The 13,376-nt window shown below is 66.0% G+C and carries 13 protein-coding genes; 4 read left to right on the top strand and 9 right to left on the bottom strand.

Annotated elements, in window-relative coordinates; all coding sequences use genetic code 11:
• Positions 1-21 precede the first annotated feature (21 nt).
• The 7 genes from AADJ02_RS17515 to AADJ02_RS17485 all read right to left on the bottom strand — a co-directional run bounded on the left by AADJ02_RS17515 (position 22) and on the right by AADJ02_RS17485 (position 6,226).
• Positions 22-858 carry a flagellar motor protein MotB gene (locus AADJ02_RS17515; RefSeq protein ID WP_341214294.1) on the bottom strand — a complete coding sequence of 279 codons (837 nt, stop codon included), beginning with the start codon at positions 856-858 and terminating at the stop codon, positions 22-24.
• Between the two features lie 51 nt (positions 859-909).
• On the bottom strand, positions 910-1,170 hold the full coding sequence (locus AADJ02_RS17510; protein ID WP_341214293.1) for an FkbM family methyltransferase: 261 nt from the start codon (positions 1,168-1,170) through the stop codon (positions 910-912).
• Between the two features lie 81 nt (positions 1,171-1,251).
• A complete protein-coding gene (locus tag AADJ02_RS17505; RefSeq protein WP_341214292.1) occupies positions 1,252-1,437 on the bottom strand; it encodes a hypothetical protein in 186 nt (61 codons plus the stop codon).
• On the bottom strand, positions 1,434-2,225 hold the full coding sequence (locus tag AADJ02_RS17500) for a hypothetical protein (protein ID WP_341214291.1): 792 nt from the start codon (positions 2,223-2,225) through the stop codon (positions 1,434-1,436). The genes AADJ02_RS17505 and AADJ02_RS17500 overlap by 4 nt, the downstream gene beginning before the upstream one ends.
• 78 nt (positions 2,226-2,303) lie before the next feature.
• The gene (locus AADJ02_RS17495) at positions 2,304-3,074 is read right to left on the bottom strand and encodes a sulfite exporter TauE/SafE family protein (protein WP_341214290.1); all 771 of its coding nucleotides are present in this window, start codon (positions 3,072-3,074) and stop codon (positions 2,304-2,306) included.
• Between the two features lie 21 nt (positions 3,075-3,095).
• Entirely contained in the window at positions 3,096-3,968 is an 873-nt protein-coding gene (locus AADJ02_RS17490; RefSeq protein WP_341214289.1) for a ribokinase, read from the bottom strand.
• Positions 3,965-6,226: an NADP-dependent malic enzyme gene (locus tag AADJ02_RS17485; protein WP_341214288.1), complete on the bottom strand. Its 2,262-nt coding sequence runs from the start codon at positions 6,224-6,226 to the stop codon at positions 3,965-3,967. The genes AADJ02_RS17490 and AADJ02_RS17485 overlap by 4 nt, the downstream gene beginning before the upstream one ends.
• Positions 6,227-6,380: 154 nt before the next feature.
• Between AADJ02_RS17485 and mutS the strand changes: the two genes are divergently transcribed.
• Complete coding sequence (gene mutS, locus AADJ02_RS17480) at positions 6,381-9,017, top strand: DNA mismatch repair protein MutS (RefSeq protein ID WP_341214287.1); 2,637 nt, start codon at positions 6,381-6,383, stop codon at positions 9,015-9,017.
• Positions 9,018-9,138: 121 nt separating this feature from the next.
• Here the strand turns inward: mutS and grpE are convergent, their stop codons facing one another.
• Together grpE and hrcA are read right to left on the bottom strand one after the other, a co-directional pair.
• Positions 9,139-9,693, bottom strand: a complete 555-nt coding sequence (gene grpE, locus AADJ02_RS17475) for a nucleotide exchange factor GrpE (protein ID WP_341214286.1) — start codon at positions 9,691-9,693, stop codon at positions 9,139-9,141.
• Between the two features lie 14 nt (positions 9,694-9,707).
• Positions 9,708-10,772 carry a heat-inducible transcriptional repressor HrcA gene (hrcA, locus tag AADJ02_RS17470; protein WP_341214285.1) on the bottom strand — a complete coding sequence of 355 codons (1,065 nt, stop codon included), beginning with the start codon at positions 10,770-10,772 and terminating at the stop codon, positions 9,708-9,710.
• 134 nt (positions 10,773-10,906) lie between these two features.
• Between hrcA and rph the strand changes: the two genes are divergently transcribed.
• Genes rph through hemW form a run of 3 tightly spaced genes read left to right on the top strand, consistent with a single transcriptional unit; the run spans position 10,907 to position 13,375 of the window.
• Positions 10,907-11,614 carry a ribonuclease PH gene (rph, locus tag AADJ02_RS17465; protein WP_341214284.1) on the top strand — a complete coding sequence of 236 codons (708 nt, stop codon included), beginning with the start codon at positions 10,907-10,909 and terminating at the stop codon, positions 11,612-11,614.
• Positions 11,614-12,219, top strand: a complete 606-nt coding sequence (gene rdgB, locus AADJ02_RS17460) for an RdgB/HAM1 family non-canonical purine NTP pyrophosphatase (protein ID WP_341214283.1) — start codon at positions 11,614-11,616, stop codon at positions 12,217-12,219. The genes rph and rdgB overlap by 1 nt, the downstream gene beginning before the upstream one ends.
• Complete coding sequence (gene hemW, locus AADJ02_RS17455) at positions 12,212-13,375, top strand: radical SAM family heme chaperone HemW (protein ID WP_341214282.1); 1,164 nt, start codon at positions 12,212-12,214, stop codon at positions 13,373-13,375. Before rdgB ends, hemW begins: the two co-directional genes overlap by 8 nt.
• The last annotated feature ends 1 nt before the right edge of the window (position 13,376 follow it).

The raw sequence follows: 13,376 nt of genomic DNA, 5'->3' as shown, positions 1-13,376 counted from the left end.
ACCAACAGGCTTAATGCGGTGCTAATGCTGCCGTAGCAGCGTCACCTCGATGCGGTCGCTGCGCGGATCGGTCGGGCCGCCGGGTGCGGGGCTGCGGTCACCCAGACCGGTGATGCGGCGCACCCGCGCGGGGGCGAGACCCGCCGCCTCCATCACCCCGCGCGCCGCCTCGGCCCGGCCCCAAGACAGGCTCCAGACCGGGTTGTGCGCCAGCACCACGGGGCGCGCGGCCAGATGCGCGGAAACCGCGACCGGGTTGTCGACCAGCGCCGCCGCCTGCGCCACGATCACCAGAAGCGTCCGGGTGACCGACAGCGGCTCGGTCTCTCCCGCGAGATAGATGGGCGCGCCGGGCCGGGCAAAGATCTCGATCACCAGCCCTTCGTCAGTGAGCTTGGTTACCACGTGGCGCAGGGCCTTGCGGGCCACGAGGCTTTCGCCGCCCCGTCCGAGCAGCATCTCCTCGATCTCCTGCAGGGCCGCCACCTCGGCCGAGGCCGCGCCCTGACCGGGGCGCACGCGCGGCGGGCTGCGGTCGGGCGGCACCGCGCCACGCAGACCGACGTTCGAGCCGGTGCCGGATTCGCTCAGCGCGTCGCTCTGATGCAGCGTGTCGCCGTCGAGCACATCGGCGCCGCCGCCCGAGGTGCGGCTGATCGCGATGGTCGGTGCAAAGTAATCGGCAAGGCCCTTCTGCTGCTGTTCCGTGGTGGCATTGAGCAGCCACATCAGCATGAAGAAGGCCATCATCGCGGTGACGAAGTCGGCATAGGCCACTTTCCACGCCCCGCCGTGGTGGCCGCCTCCGGCGACGACTTTCTTGCGCTTGATGATGATCGGCGCGTTTTGCCCGCTCATGTGTCCCTCCGTGGCCTTCGGGGCCCGAGGGAGCCAAGTAACGGGGCAATGTTAAGTCGAGGTATAATCCGGATGCGCCCAGATCTCATCGACGCCACAGAACTCGATCAACTTGTAACCTGCCGCGCGCATCACCCGGCCGATGTCGGGCCCGCCCGTGTTGTTCTCGATCGCCCAGACCCCGACGCGGTGGCGCGCGAACTCGAACGCCTCGAGCACGGCCAACTCACCGCCCTCGATGTCGAGCGACACGGAATCTAGCCGATCGAACCCCGCCTCCTCGAACCCCGCCTCCTCGAACAGTGCGGACAAGGGACGGGTGCGGAGGCTCTGCACCCTTTCGGCATGGACCGGGTTGGCGCGTACCTGCCCCAGCAACGCCTGCGCTCGCCGCTACGCGCGCAGCGCCTGATCATGCTGCCTCCGCGCGCGCAGCAAGCTGCCGAAGTTGGACCACATGATCCCGTCGTCGGGCCGCGCCGCCAACCATGCGAGATAGAGCGGCAGCGCCGCCGCGAGATCGCCGGCGCCATGCAGATCGACGATCCTGCGACGATTGAGCATGGCGCGCGCGCTCACTCCGGCCTAGTTTTGCGGGTCACCGGGGTGACCAGCGTGTCGGGGCGGCGCGCTTCGGCGGCCCCGAACAGCGAGAACGTCTGGTTGACGTAATTCACGGCGCCCGAGATCAGGTCGAGGTACTCCAACAACTCGGGCGTGCGCTGCGCCTCGACCATCGCCACGCCGCGATCCTGTGGCAATGTCTCGAACCCGACGTAGAACAGCGGATCGCCGCGCGCGATCTTCAGGGGCTTTTCCGGCTCGTGCCATTCGAACGCCCACATCAAAGGCCGCGGCCAGACGTTGATCGGAAACCGCCCGCCGAAGATCGTGCCGGGGAGGGGCTCGCGGATGTAGTGCATGAAGGGCGAGACCTGGTTGAGGTAAACCGGCTCGTCGCTCAGGAACACGTAAGGCAGGACCAGTTGCAGCGTCGGAACGCCCGGATGGCGCCATTCGGCTTCCGGGACGATGTGCAGCTTGTCACCGAGCTTGTTGGCGCGGATCGTGCTGGCGCTGCCGCTCAGATTGCGCATCCGCGGGACGCCCTTCTCGTCGCGGTCGAAGCCGATGTTGAGATCGAAGGGACAGCGGATCAGGAAATAGCGGCTTTCGAGGTTGATCACCGCCGGGCAGCGCGAGGCCGACTTGGCGTGGCGTCGATTGAGATCGGTGGAGCGGACCCGCTCTGGCGGGGCATAGATGATGCCCCCCTTCGTCTCGCTCAGGCACCAGCCGACCGTGACCGGACCGGTGCCGGGGGTGGTGGTGCCGAGCGTGTTTTCGAAGCTGACGGAGAGTTGCATCTGATGGGCCCTTGGCGATCTGCCGTTGATGCCACAGAATGCGCGGCGCATCGGGCGACTGTCAAAGGCCCGCGTGGTCTAGATCACTGCCGCGAGGCCGTCCCAACACAATTTGACCCCGACGAGCACCACCATGGTGTACATCACCGGGTAGAAGATCTCGGCGCGCATCCGGCGCACCACGAAGGCCCCCGACAGTGTCGCGACCCCCGCCAGCGGCAACAGCGCCGCCGCCGCCGTCAGATTGGCCGCGTCGAACTGACCCAGAAAGGCGTAGGGGATCACCTTGATGACGTTCACCACGGCAAAGAAAATCACGCTGGTGCCGGTATAGACCTTGGGATCGAGCCTGAGCGGCATGGCATAAACCTGGAACGGCGGCCCGCCCGCATGGGCGACGAAGCTGGTGTAGCCCGCAAGCGTCGCCCAGATCGAGGCACGGGCGGCGCTCTCGGGCCGGGGTGCGGCCCGGCGCGCGTTGCCAGAGAGCAGCCAGCGTGCCGAAAAGGCCAGCGCCACCACGCCGACGATCAAACGCACCATGCCGTCCGACACCAGAGCCGCAGTGAGCCAGCCGACGCCGATGCCGATCGCGGCCCCCGGCAGCATCCGCTTGAGCGTGCCCGCGTGATAGGTGCCGCGCCAAGCCCAAAGGCTGATCGCATCCATCATCAACAGGATCGGCAGCAGGATGCCCGCCGCCTGGACCGGCGGAATCGCCAGCGCCATGATCGGCACGCCGAGCAGGGCCAACGCGCCGCCCAAACCACCCTTTGAGAGGCCGACGAGCACCACCGCGACGCAGGCCGCAAGAAGCGCCCAAGGGTCTGAGAAGACGAAATCCTGCATGATCCGTGCCGCGCGCGTCCCTCAGAAGGTCGCCCGCTCGACCTCCTCGCGCGAGGGGATCGCATCGGCCGCGCCGCGCCGCCCGACCTTGAGCGCCCCGGCCCGGGTCGCGAGCGCGAGCGCGTCGGGCATCGCCAGCCCCTCTGACAGACCGGCTAGAAGGTAGCCGGTGAAAGTGTCGCCCGCGCCGGTGGTGTCGACGGCCGTAACGCGTGGCGCGTCGACATGGTGACGCCTGCCCGAGGCGGTCTCGATCCAGTCGCAGCCCCGCGCCCCCAGCGTCACCACCACCTGCGGCACCGGCAGCGTCTCGACCGGCGTGCCCAGCGCCTCGGACAATTGCCGCGCTTCGACCTCGTTGAGCACCAGCAGATCGAGATGCGGCAGCATCGCGCGCACGGCGTCGGCCTCGAAGGGGGCTGCGGCATAAACCACGGTGAGCCTGCGCCCACGGGCCAGCGCCGCCACCTCGACCTGACCGTTGGTCTCGTTCTGCGTCACCAGAAGATCGCCCGCTTCGGCCCCGTTCAGGGCCTGTTTCACGGCTTCGAGGTCGATCTCGCGGTTGGCTCCGGGCCAAAGCGTGATCGCGTTCTCGGCGCTGGCGTCCACGGCGATGATCGCGTGACCGCTCGAGCCGTCATGATGTTGCACATGGGTGCAATCGACACCGTAGCCCGTCAGCCGCTCGACCATCCAACCGCCGTCGGTGCCCACCGCCCCCAGATGCGCGACCCGCGCCCCTGCCCGCGCGGCGGCGACGGACATGTTCGCCCCCTTGCCGCCCAGCCCGTAGGACAGGGCAGTCGCGGCGAGGGTCTCGCCCGGTGCGGGGATATGCGGCACCGCATAGACGTGATCGGCATTGATCGAGCCCAGATTCCACAGGGTCATGCGCGGTGCGCCTTGCAGGCAGCCATCACGGCCATGTTGACGATGTCGTTCACGGTCGAGACGGTCGAGCAGATCTGGATCGGCTTGTCGACGCCAGACAGGATCGGGCCGATCACCGTGGCCCCCGCCATTTCCTGCATCAGCTTGACCGAGATTGAGGCCGAGTGCCGCGCCGGGACCACCAGCACGTTGGCGGGACCGGTCAGCCGCGAGAAGGGATAGTTCTCCTGCCCCTTGGCGTTCAGCGCCACGTCGACAGCCATCTCGCCCTCGTATTCGAAATCGACGTCGCGCCCGTCGAGCACCTCGGCCGCGCGGTACATCTTGGTCGCGCGTTCCGACACCGGGTAGCCGAAGGTCGAAAAACTGACGAAGGCTACGCGCGGCTCGAGCCCCAACTCGCGCGCCACCTGAGCGCCCTGCGTCGCGATGTCGGCGAGATCCTCCTCATCGGGCCATTCGTGTACCAGCGTGTCGGCGATCAGCACGATCCGCCCGTTGTGCATCATCACCGAGACCCCGACCGCACCATCATGCGGTCCTGCGTCGAAGACGTGGTTCACCAACTCCATCACATGGGCCGACTTGCGCGTGGCCCCGGTGATCATCCCGTCGCCGTGCCCATGCGCCAGCATCAACGAGGCAAAGACGTGCCGGTCGCGCCCGGCGAGACGGTGGATATCGTGTCGATCAAGGCCCTTACGCTGCAACCGTGCGTAGAGAAACGCCTTGTATGTATCGAGATGGGGCGTGTTGGCGGCGTTGACCACCTCCAACTCCGCCGCCGCTTCGGCCATGCCTTCGGCGGCGAGCTTGGCGGCCACGTCGTCGCTGCGGCCCACCACCAGCGCCTTGCCAAAGCCCGAGCGTTGGTACTGCACGGCAGCGCGCAGCACCCGCGGGTCGTCGCCCTCGGCAAAGATCATCGTCGCCTGCGCGGCACGGGCGCGGGCGTTCAGACCGCGCAGCACGCTCGCCGTCGGATCCATCCGGCCCTTGAGCGCCTGGGTGTAGTGCTCCATGTCCTCGATCTCGCGCCGGGCCACGCCGGTCGCCATGCCGGCGCGGGCCACGGCGGGCGGAATCCGGTGGATCAGTCTCGGATCGAACGGCGTCGGGATGATGTAGTCGCGCCCGAAGCTCAGCTTTTGGCCGTAGGCCAGCGCCACCTCGTCGGGTACCTCCTCGCGCGCCAGTTCGGCCAGCGCCTCGGCGCAGGCGATCTTCATCGCATCGTTGATGGCGCGAGCGTGGATGTCCAGCGCGCCACGGAACAAATAGGGAAAGCCCAGCACGTTGTTGACCTGATTGGGGTAGTCGGACCGCCCCGTGGCCACAATCGCATCCTCGCGCACCTCATGCGCCTCTTCGGGGGTGATCTCGGGGTCGGGGTTGGCCATGGCAAAAATCACCGGGTTCGGCGCCATCGACTTGACCATTGCCTGCGTCACCGCCCCCTTTGCCGAAACGCCGAGGAACACGTCGGCCCCGTCCATTGCCTCTTCCAGCGTGCGCAGCGGCGTGTTGGCGGCATGTGCCGACTTCCACTGGTTCATGCCCACCGTGCGGCCCTGCCAGATCACGCCCTTGGTGTCGCACATGATGCAGTTGTCGTGGCGCGCCCCCATCGCCTTGAGCAGCTCCAGACAGGCGATGCCCGCCGCGCCTGCACCGTTCAGCACGATGCGCACATCTTCGATCTTCTTGCCCGAGATGTGCAGCGCGTTGAGCAGACCCGCCGCGCAGATGACGGCGGTGCCGTGCTGGTCGTCATGGAAGACGGGGATGTCCATCTCTTCCTTCAGACGCTGCTCGATGATGAAGCACTCGGGCGCCTTGATGTCCTCGAGGTTGATGCCGCCAAAGCTCGGCCCCATCAGCCGCACCGCATTGCAGAACGCGTCCGGGTCCTCGGTGTCGAGCTCGATGTCGATCGAGTTCACGTCGGCAAAGCGCTTGAACAGCACCGATTTGCCTTCCATCACCGGCTTGGAGGCGAGCGCGCCGAGGTTGCCAAGGCCCAGCACGGCGGTGCCGTTCGAGATCACCGCGACGAGATTGCCCTTGTTGGTATAGTCATAGGCGGTCTCGGGATGCTCGGCGATCACCTCGCAGGGGATCGCGACACCGGGGCTGTAGGCGAGGCTGAGATCGCGCTGCGTGGTCATGGGAACGGTGGCCGTCACCTCCCACTTGCCCGGCGATGGGGCCTCGTGGAAGTTCAGCGCGTCCTCGCGCGTGAAACGGGGTTTGGCCATTTTCTTGTCCCTTCTGCCTTGGACGAACAGGGATAGCGGGATGCTGCGGCGCGGCGCAACGCCCTTGCGTCATAGCGCAACAGGGGCGCGTCCGGGGTTTCGCACCGGGCCCGCAAAAGCTAGTGTCGCGCCGCTGCACTCCCGGGGGATACGCATGAACACGCAGGCCGGCACCGTGACGCCGATGATGGCGCAGTATCTGGAGATCAAGGCGGCGCATCAGGGCGCGCTGCTGTTCTACCGGATGGGCGATTTCTACGAGATGTTCTTCGACGACGCGGTCGCGGCGGCCGAGGCGCTCGACATCGCGCTGACCAAGCGTGGCAAGCACATGGGCGAGGACATCGCCATGTGCGGCGTGCCCGTGCATGCGGCCGAAGGCTATCTGCTGACGCTGATCCGCAAGGGGTTTCGCGTGGCCATCGCCGAGCAGCTCGAAGACCCGGCAGAGGCGAAGAAACGCGGCTCGAAATCGGTGGTGAAGCGCGATGTCGTGCGTCTCGTCACCCCTGGCACACTGACCGAGGAGAGCCTGCTCGACGCGCGCCGCCATAACTTCCTCGCCGCCTTTTCCGAGCTGCGCGACGACTGCGCTCTGGCTTGGGTCGATATCTCCACGGGCGCGCTCTCGGTGCTGGGCTGCGACAAGCTGGCTCTGGGGCCGGAACTGGCCCGCCTCACCCCGCGCGAGCTTTTGGTCGAGGACAGCGCCGAACAGGCTCTGATCGAGGTCACTTCGGGCTTTGATCTCTCGGTCACGCCGCTGCACCGGGGCGCCTTCGACAGCGCAGGCGGGGCCGCGCGGCTGGCGGCCCTGTGGAAGGTCGCTTCGCTGGATGCGTTCGGGGCATTCTCGCGGGCCGAAGTCTCGGCAATGGCAGCGCTGGTCGAGTATCTGGAGCTGACGCAGAAGGGCAAACTGCCGCTTTTGCGTCCGCCGCATCAAGAGGCACGGATGTCGGCGATGCGGATTGACGCTGCGACGCGTCGATCGCTGGAGCTGACCCATGCGATGGGCGGCGGTCGTGACGGCTCATTGCTGCACACGATCGACCGCACTGTGACGGCGGGCGGTGCGCGGCTTCTGGAGCGGCGCGTGGCCTCGCCCTCGTGCAATCTGGACACCATCACCGCGCGGCAGGCTTCGGTGGCGCATCTGGTCGAGGATGATCGGCTGCGAGGCGATCTGCGCGCCGCCCTGCGCGGGGCGCACGATCTTGACCGGGCGCTGTCGCGCCTTGCCCTCGACCGGGGCGGCCCGCGCGACATGGCGGCGATCCGCGCTACGCTGGAGGTGGCGGGCGAGATCGGCGCGTTGACCGAGGGTCGCGACCTGCCCGGCCCCCTGACCGAGGCCATGCGGAGCCTGTCGGGGCATGAGAGGCTGCACGAGTTGCTCGATCAGGCTCTGGTGGCCGAGCCGCCGATGCTGGCGCGAGATGGGGGCTTTGTCGCTTCGGGCTATGACCCCGAGCTCGACGACGCGCGTCGTCTGCGCGACGAGGGGCGTGGCGTGATCGCTTCGATGCAGGCGGACTATGCCTCGGATACCGGTATTCAGAGCCTGAAGATCAAGCACAACAACGTGCTTGGCTACTTCATCGAGACCACGGCGACCCATGCCGCCAAGATGCTCGCACCGCCGCACTCCGAGCGGTTCATCCACCGCCAGACCACGGCCAACCAGGTACGGTTCACGACCGTCGAGCTCAACGAGATCGAGACCCGTATCCTGAACGCGGGCGGTCACGCGCTCGATCTGGAAAAGCGGGTTTTCGACAGGCTGAAGGCGGCCATTCTCGAAACGGCGGGACCGTTGGGCCAGCTGGCTCGCGCGCTGTCGGAGATCGACCTTGCCGCCGCGCTTGCCGATCTGGCGCGCGGCGCGGAGTGGTGCCGCCCCATACTCGATGACAGCCGCGCGTTTCACGTGGAAGCGGGGCGGCATCCGGTCGTGGAACAGGCGCTGCGACGCGCGGGCGAAACCTTTGTTGGCAACGACTGCGATCTTGGCGATGCGCCGCTGTGGCTGCTCACCGGTCCCAACATGGCGGGCAAATCGACCTTTCTGCGGCAGAACGCTCTGATCGCAGTGCTGGCGCAGATCGGCAGCTTTGTCCCCGCGGCCTCGGCGCATATCGGCCTTGTCAGTCAGATCTTCAGCCGTGTCGGGGCGTCGGATGATCTCGCGCGGGGGCGCTCCACCTTCATGGTCGAGATGGTCGAGACGGCGGCGATCCTCAATCAGGCCGACGACCGCGCGCTGGTGATCCTCGACGAGATCGGGCGTGGCACCGCGACCTATGACGGCCTCTCGATCGCCTGGGCTGTGCTGGAACACCTGCATGACATGAACCGCTGCCGCGGCATCTTTGCGACGCATTACCACGAGATGACCCAGCTCGCAGCCAAGCTCGACGGCGTGGCGACCGCGACGGTCGCGGTGCGTGAATGGCAAGGCGAGGTGATCTTTCTGCACGAGGTGCGACGCGGCACCGCCGACCGCAGCTATGGCGTGCAGGTGGCGCGTCTTGCGGGGCTTCCGACCTCGGTGGTGGAACGGGCGCGAGTGGTGTTGCAGGCTCTGGAGCAAGGCGAGCGGGAGGGCGGCGGACGCCGTCAGGCGTTGATCGATGATCTGCCGCTGTTTGCCGCAGCATCGCCTGCGCCCAAGGAGATGGAACCGTCGAAACTTTTGTCACGCATGCAGAAGGTGGAGCCCGACAGCCTCACACCGCGCGAAGCGCTCGATCTGCTTTACGAGCTGAAATCGCTGACGACCAAGGCCTGAAAGAGTTCCCGAAAAACTGAGAGCGCGGCTTTCGCCGCGCTCTCGAACTCGTACCGTGTTACTTGCACGAACAACGCGCCTTTGCAGAAGAGGTTCCGGCAAGTCGCTGATTTTTTCAAATTTATTTCATCGAAGAGACGCCGACCTGCGCCGGGCGCAACAGGCGGTCGTGCAGCATGAAACCTTGCGTCGCAACTTGGATGATTTCGCCGGCCTTGGTGCCCGGCACCGGGGCTTCGAACATCGCCTGATGCTGCTGCGGGTCGAACTTGTCGCCGACCTGAGGCTCGATCGGGTGGATGCCGTGCTTCTTGAAGACGCTCAGAAGCTCGCGCATCGTCAGCTCGATTCCCTCGATCAGCGCTTTTTGCGCCTCGCGCTGATCCTCGGCGATGGCGTCGAGCGCGCGGCGCAGGTTGTCGTGCACCGGCAGCAGGTCGCGCGCCAGCTTGGAGCCGCCGTAGTTCTCGGCTTCGCGACGGTCGCGCTCGGCCCGCTTACGGGTGTTCTCGGCGTCGGCCAAAGCCCGGATGAACCGGTCGCGGATTTCGTCGCGCTCGCGCTTCAGGATCTCGAGATCGTCCGAACTTTCGGGGCCTTCGGCGCTCACCTCGCCGTTCTCGTCGACCTCGGCGGCCAGCTCGTCGAGGCTGCGCGGTTCGTCCTGTTCTGCCATTGCTGTCTTTCCCTTCAGGAGCGGTCGGACACAAGTCGTCCGACCAGCTGTGCAGTGTAGTCCACAATGGGCACGATCCGCCCATAGTTGAGACGGGTCGGCCCGATGACGCCCACGGCGCCGATGATCTTACGGTCGGCGTTCATATAAGGAGAAACCACCAGAGAGGAACCCGAAAGTGAGAAAAGCTTGTTCTCGGAGCCGATGAAAATCCGCACCCCATCGCCCTCTTCTGCAAGATCAAGAAACTGCGCGATGTCACGCTTGCGCTCCAGATCGTCAAACAGCGAGCGGATGCGGTCGAGATCGGCCTCCTCTCCCGCCGCGCCGAGCAGATTGCCGCGACCGCGCACGATCAGCCTCTCGCTCTGTTCGCCGGGATTGACCCATGTGGCGAGCCCGGATTCGACCAGATCGGCGGCGAGCCGGTCGATCTCCTGCCGCCGGGTGGCGATCTCGCGCGAGATCACCCCGGCCAGTTCGCGTATCGTGTGGCCGCCTGCAATGGCGTTGAGAAAATTCGCCGCCTCGCGCATCGAGGACGGGGTCTGGCCCTTGGGCGGGGCAAAGATGCGGTTCTCGACGTGGCCGTCGGCAAAGACCAGCACAACCAACGCCCGCTCGGGCGACAGGGATACGAACTCGATATGCTTGATCGGGGCTTCGTGCTTGGGCGTGAGCACGAGGCTGGCACCATGGGTGATGCCCGACAGCGCATGACCGACCCTGTCGAGCAGCGAAGCCACGTCGCTGTCGGCCTCCTGCATCGAGGAATCGATCCGGCGGCGGTCCTCGCCATCGAGATCCCCGACCTCAAGCAGCCCGTCCACGAACATCCTGAGGCCCGTCTGGGTCGGGATGCGACCGGCGCTGATGTGCGGGCTTCCCAAGAGGCCCAGATGTTCGAGATCCTGCATGGTGTTGCGAATCGTCGCGGCCGAGACCTTTTCGGACATATGCCGGGTCAGCGTGCGCGACCCCACGGGAGCCCCGGTTTCGAGATAGCCTTCGACCACACGCCGAAACACCTCACGGGAGCGGTCGTTCATGTCCTCGATACGGGGCGATCTGTCTGGCATCGCGATCAGGGTTCCTTGAGGGGCACGGCACCTTAGGGGCGGGTCGGGGGCGAGGTCAATGCGGCCCTGCGGCGGCCTTGGATTTGTGAGCCGCAAGGCGTATGCGCATGCCCGACACATGAAAGGATGACACCATGCGCCCCTCCGGCCGGACCTTCGACGCGCTGCGCGCCGTCGAGATCGAAACGGGCTTCAACCGTCACGCGGAAGGCTCCTGCCTGATCCGTGTCGGCCATACCCACGTGATCTGCACCGCCACTGTCGAGGAGCGCGTGCCGCCCTTCAAGCGCAACTCGGGCCAAGGCTGGGTGACGGCGGAATACGGCATGCTGCCGCGCGCCACCAACAGCCGCATGCGGCGCGAGTCGAAAGACAAGCAATCGGGTCGTACGCAGGAGATTCAGCGTCTGATCGGGCGGTCCCTGCGGGCGGGCGTCGACTTTCACGCGCTTGGTGAGCGGCAGATCACCATCGACTGCGACGTGATTCAGGCCGATGGTGGAACCCGCTGCGCCGCGATCACCGGTGGCTGGGTCGCCATGAAGCTTGCCGTGCAAAAGCTGATGAGCGCAGGCCTCGTGAAGACCGATCCGCTGGTACAGCCAGTCTCGGCGGTCAGCTGCGGTCTCTATGCAGGGCAACCGGTGCTCGACCTCGACTATCCCGAGGACAGCGAAGCGGGCGTTGATGGCAATTTCGTGATGTCGGGATCCCGTCTCATCGAGGTGCAGATGTCCGCCGAAGGCTCGACCTTTAGCCGTGAGCAGATGACCCAGCTTCTGGATCTAGCCGAGGCGGGATGCGCCGAGCTGGGCCGCGCACAGCTTGCGGCGATCGCCTGATGCGCCGCTTTACTGAAACCTCTCTCGTCGTGGCCACGCATAATGCGGGCAAGCTCGATGAGTTTCGCGCGCTGCTGTCCCCCTTTGGGGTCACGGTGACGGGCAATGCCGACCACGGCCTGCCCGAGCCCGAAGAGACTGAGCAGACTTTCGTGGGCAACGCCCGGATCAAGGCCCGCGCCGCGGTCGCAGCCACCGGACTTCCGGCGCTTGCTGACGATAGCGGACTGGAGGTCTTCGATCTCGGGGGCCAGCCCGGTGTTCATACGGCCGATTGGGCCGAAACCGGTGAAGGCCGCGACTTTGACATGGCCATGGAGCGGGTGCACCGCGAGCTTGACGCTTCGGGCCGCCCTGCCCCGCATCAGGCTCGATTCTGCTGCACCTTGGTGCTTGCCTGGCCCGATGGCCATGAAGAGGTGTTCGAAGGCCATGTCGCAGGTACGGTCGTCTGGCCGATGCGCGGAGCGCGCGGTCACGGCTACGATCCGATCTTTGTCCCTGAAGGTCATGACATCACCTTTGCCGAGATGGATGTCGACGCGAAGAACGCCATGAGCCACCGCGCCCGCGCGGTAGAGAAACTGCGGGCCTGTTTTGGTTGAGGCCCCGCAGAACTGGCAAAGGGGTGGCTTTGGCCTCTACCTGCATTGGCCCTTCTGCCAGGCCAAGTGCCCCTATTGCGACTTCAACAGTCATGTGGCCCAGACGATCGATCAGGACCGCTGGGCAGCGGCCTATCTGGCCGAGATCGACCGGCTGGCAGAGGAAACCGGCGACCGGATCCTCGGGTCGGTGTTCTTTGGAGGCGGCACGCCGAGCTTGATGGAGCCGAGAATCGTGGGCGAGATCCTTGATCGGATCGGGCGGCGCTGGCGGTTGCGCAACGACGTTGAGGTCACGCTTGAGGCCAACCCGACCTCGATCGAAGCCGACAGGTTCACCGGATATCGGCAGGCGGGGGTCAATCGTGTATCGATGGGGATGCAGGCGCTTGACGATGACGACCTCAGGCGACTTGGCCGGTTGCACAGTGTGGCCGAAGGGCTGAGCGCGTTCGATATCGCGCGAAACGCCTTTGACCGGGTCAGTTTCGACCTCATCTACGCGCGTCAGAACCAGACACCGGAGCAATGGTTCGCCGAGTTGGACCGCGCGCTCGGGCTCTGTGCGGATCATCTCTCGCTGTACCAACTGACGGTCGAGGATGGCACGGCCTTTGGCGATCGTCTTGCTAGAGGCGGGCTCAAAGGTCTGCCGGACGAGGACCGCGCCGCGGAGATGTACGAGATCACCCAATCTCTGACCATGGCCGCTGGTCTGCCGGCCTATGAAGTGTCGAACCATGCCGTTCTGGGGGCCGAAAGCCGTCACAACATGGTGTATTGGCGGGCCGGCGACTGGATCGGTATCGGACCTGGCGCGCATGGCCGATTGGAGATCGGTGGTACACGGGTCGCCACCGAAGCGCCGAAAGCTCCCGGAGCCTGGCTGCGTGACGCCGAAAAGGGCGCTGGAGGCGAGGTTCCGCGCGTTTCTCTAGAGCCTGTCGAAGCCTTTGAAGAGACTATCATGATGGGGCTGAGACTTCGGGAAGGTGTGGAGGTGCCCAAGGACGGACCGGCGGATCCGCAGGATTTCGAGACCCGCGTGAAGGGGTTGGAAGATCTCGGGTTTCTGCGTCGTGAGGGTGATCGGCTGACCGCAACGGAGACGGGTCGGCCGATCCTGAACGGCGTTCTGCGCGAACTTTTGGCCTGAG

It is taken from the genome of uncultured Limimaricola sp. (assembly GCF_964022235.1).
GTDB lineage: Bacteria > Pseudomonadota > Alphaproteobacteria > Rhodobacterales > Rhodobacteraceae > Limimaricola.
The sequence above is the reverse complement of the archived record's forward strand: the minus strand, read 5'-3'. Positions and strand labels throughout refer to the sequence as shown.

Bases quoted from the DNA above. Each gene is read 5' to 3' on its own strand.
- AADJ02_RS17515 (WP_341214294.1), bottom strand. From the start codon at position 858: ATGAGCGGGCAAAACGCGCCGATCATCATCAAGCGCAAGAAAGTCGTC.
- AADJ02_RS17500 (WP_341214291.1), bottom strand. From the start codon at position 2,225: ATGCAACTCTCCGTCAGCTTCGAAAACACGCTCGGCACCACCACCCCC.
- AADJ02_RS17495 (WP_341214290.1), bottom strand. From the start codon at position 3,074: ATGCAGGATTTCGTCTTCTCAGACCCTTGGGCGCTTCTTGCGGCCTGC.
- AADJ02_RS17490 (WP_341214289.1), bottom strand. From the start codon at position 3,968: ATGACCCTGTGGAATCTGGGCTCGATCAATGCCGATCACGTCTATGCG.
- AADJ02_RS17485 (WP_341214288.1), bottom strand. From the start codon at position 6,226: ATGGCCAAACCCCGTTTCACGCGCGAGGACGCGCTGAACTTCCACGAG.
- mutS (WP_341214287.1), top strand. From the start codon at position 6,381: ATGAACACGCAGGCCGGCACCGTGACGCCGATGATGGCGCAGTATCTG.
- grpE (WP_341214286.1), bottom strand. From the start codon at position 9,693: ATGGCAGAACAGGACGAACCGCGCAGCCTCGACGAGCTGGCCGCCGAG.
- hrcA (WP_341214285.1), bottom strand. From the start codon at position 10,772: ATGCCAGACAGATCGCCCCGTATCGAGGACATGAACGACCGCTCCCGT.
- rph (WP_341214284.1), top strand. From the start codon at position 10,907: ATGCGCCCCTCCGGCCGGACCTTCGACGCGCTGCGCGCCGTCGAGATC.
- rdgB (WP_341214283.1), top strand. From the start codon at position 11,614: ATGCGCCGCTTTACTGAAACCTCTCTCGTCGTGGCCACGCATAATGCG.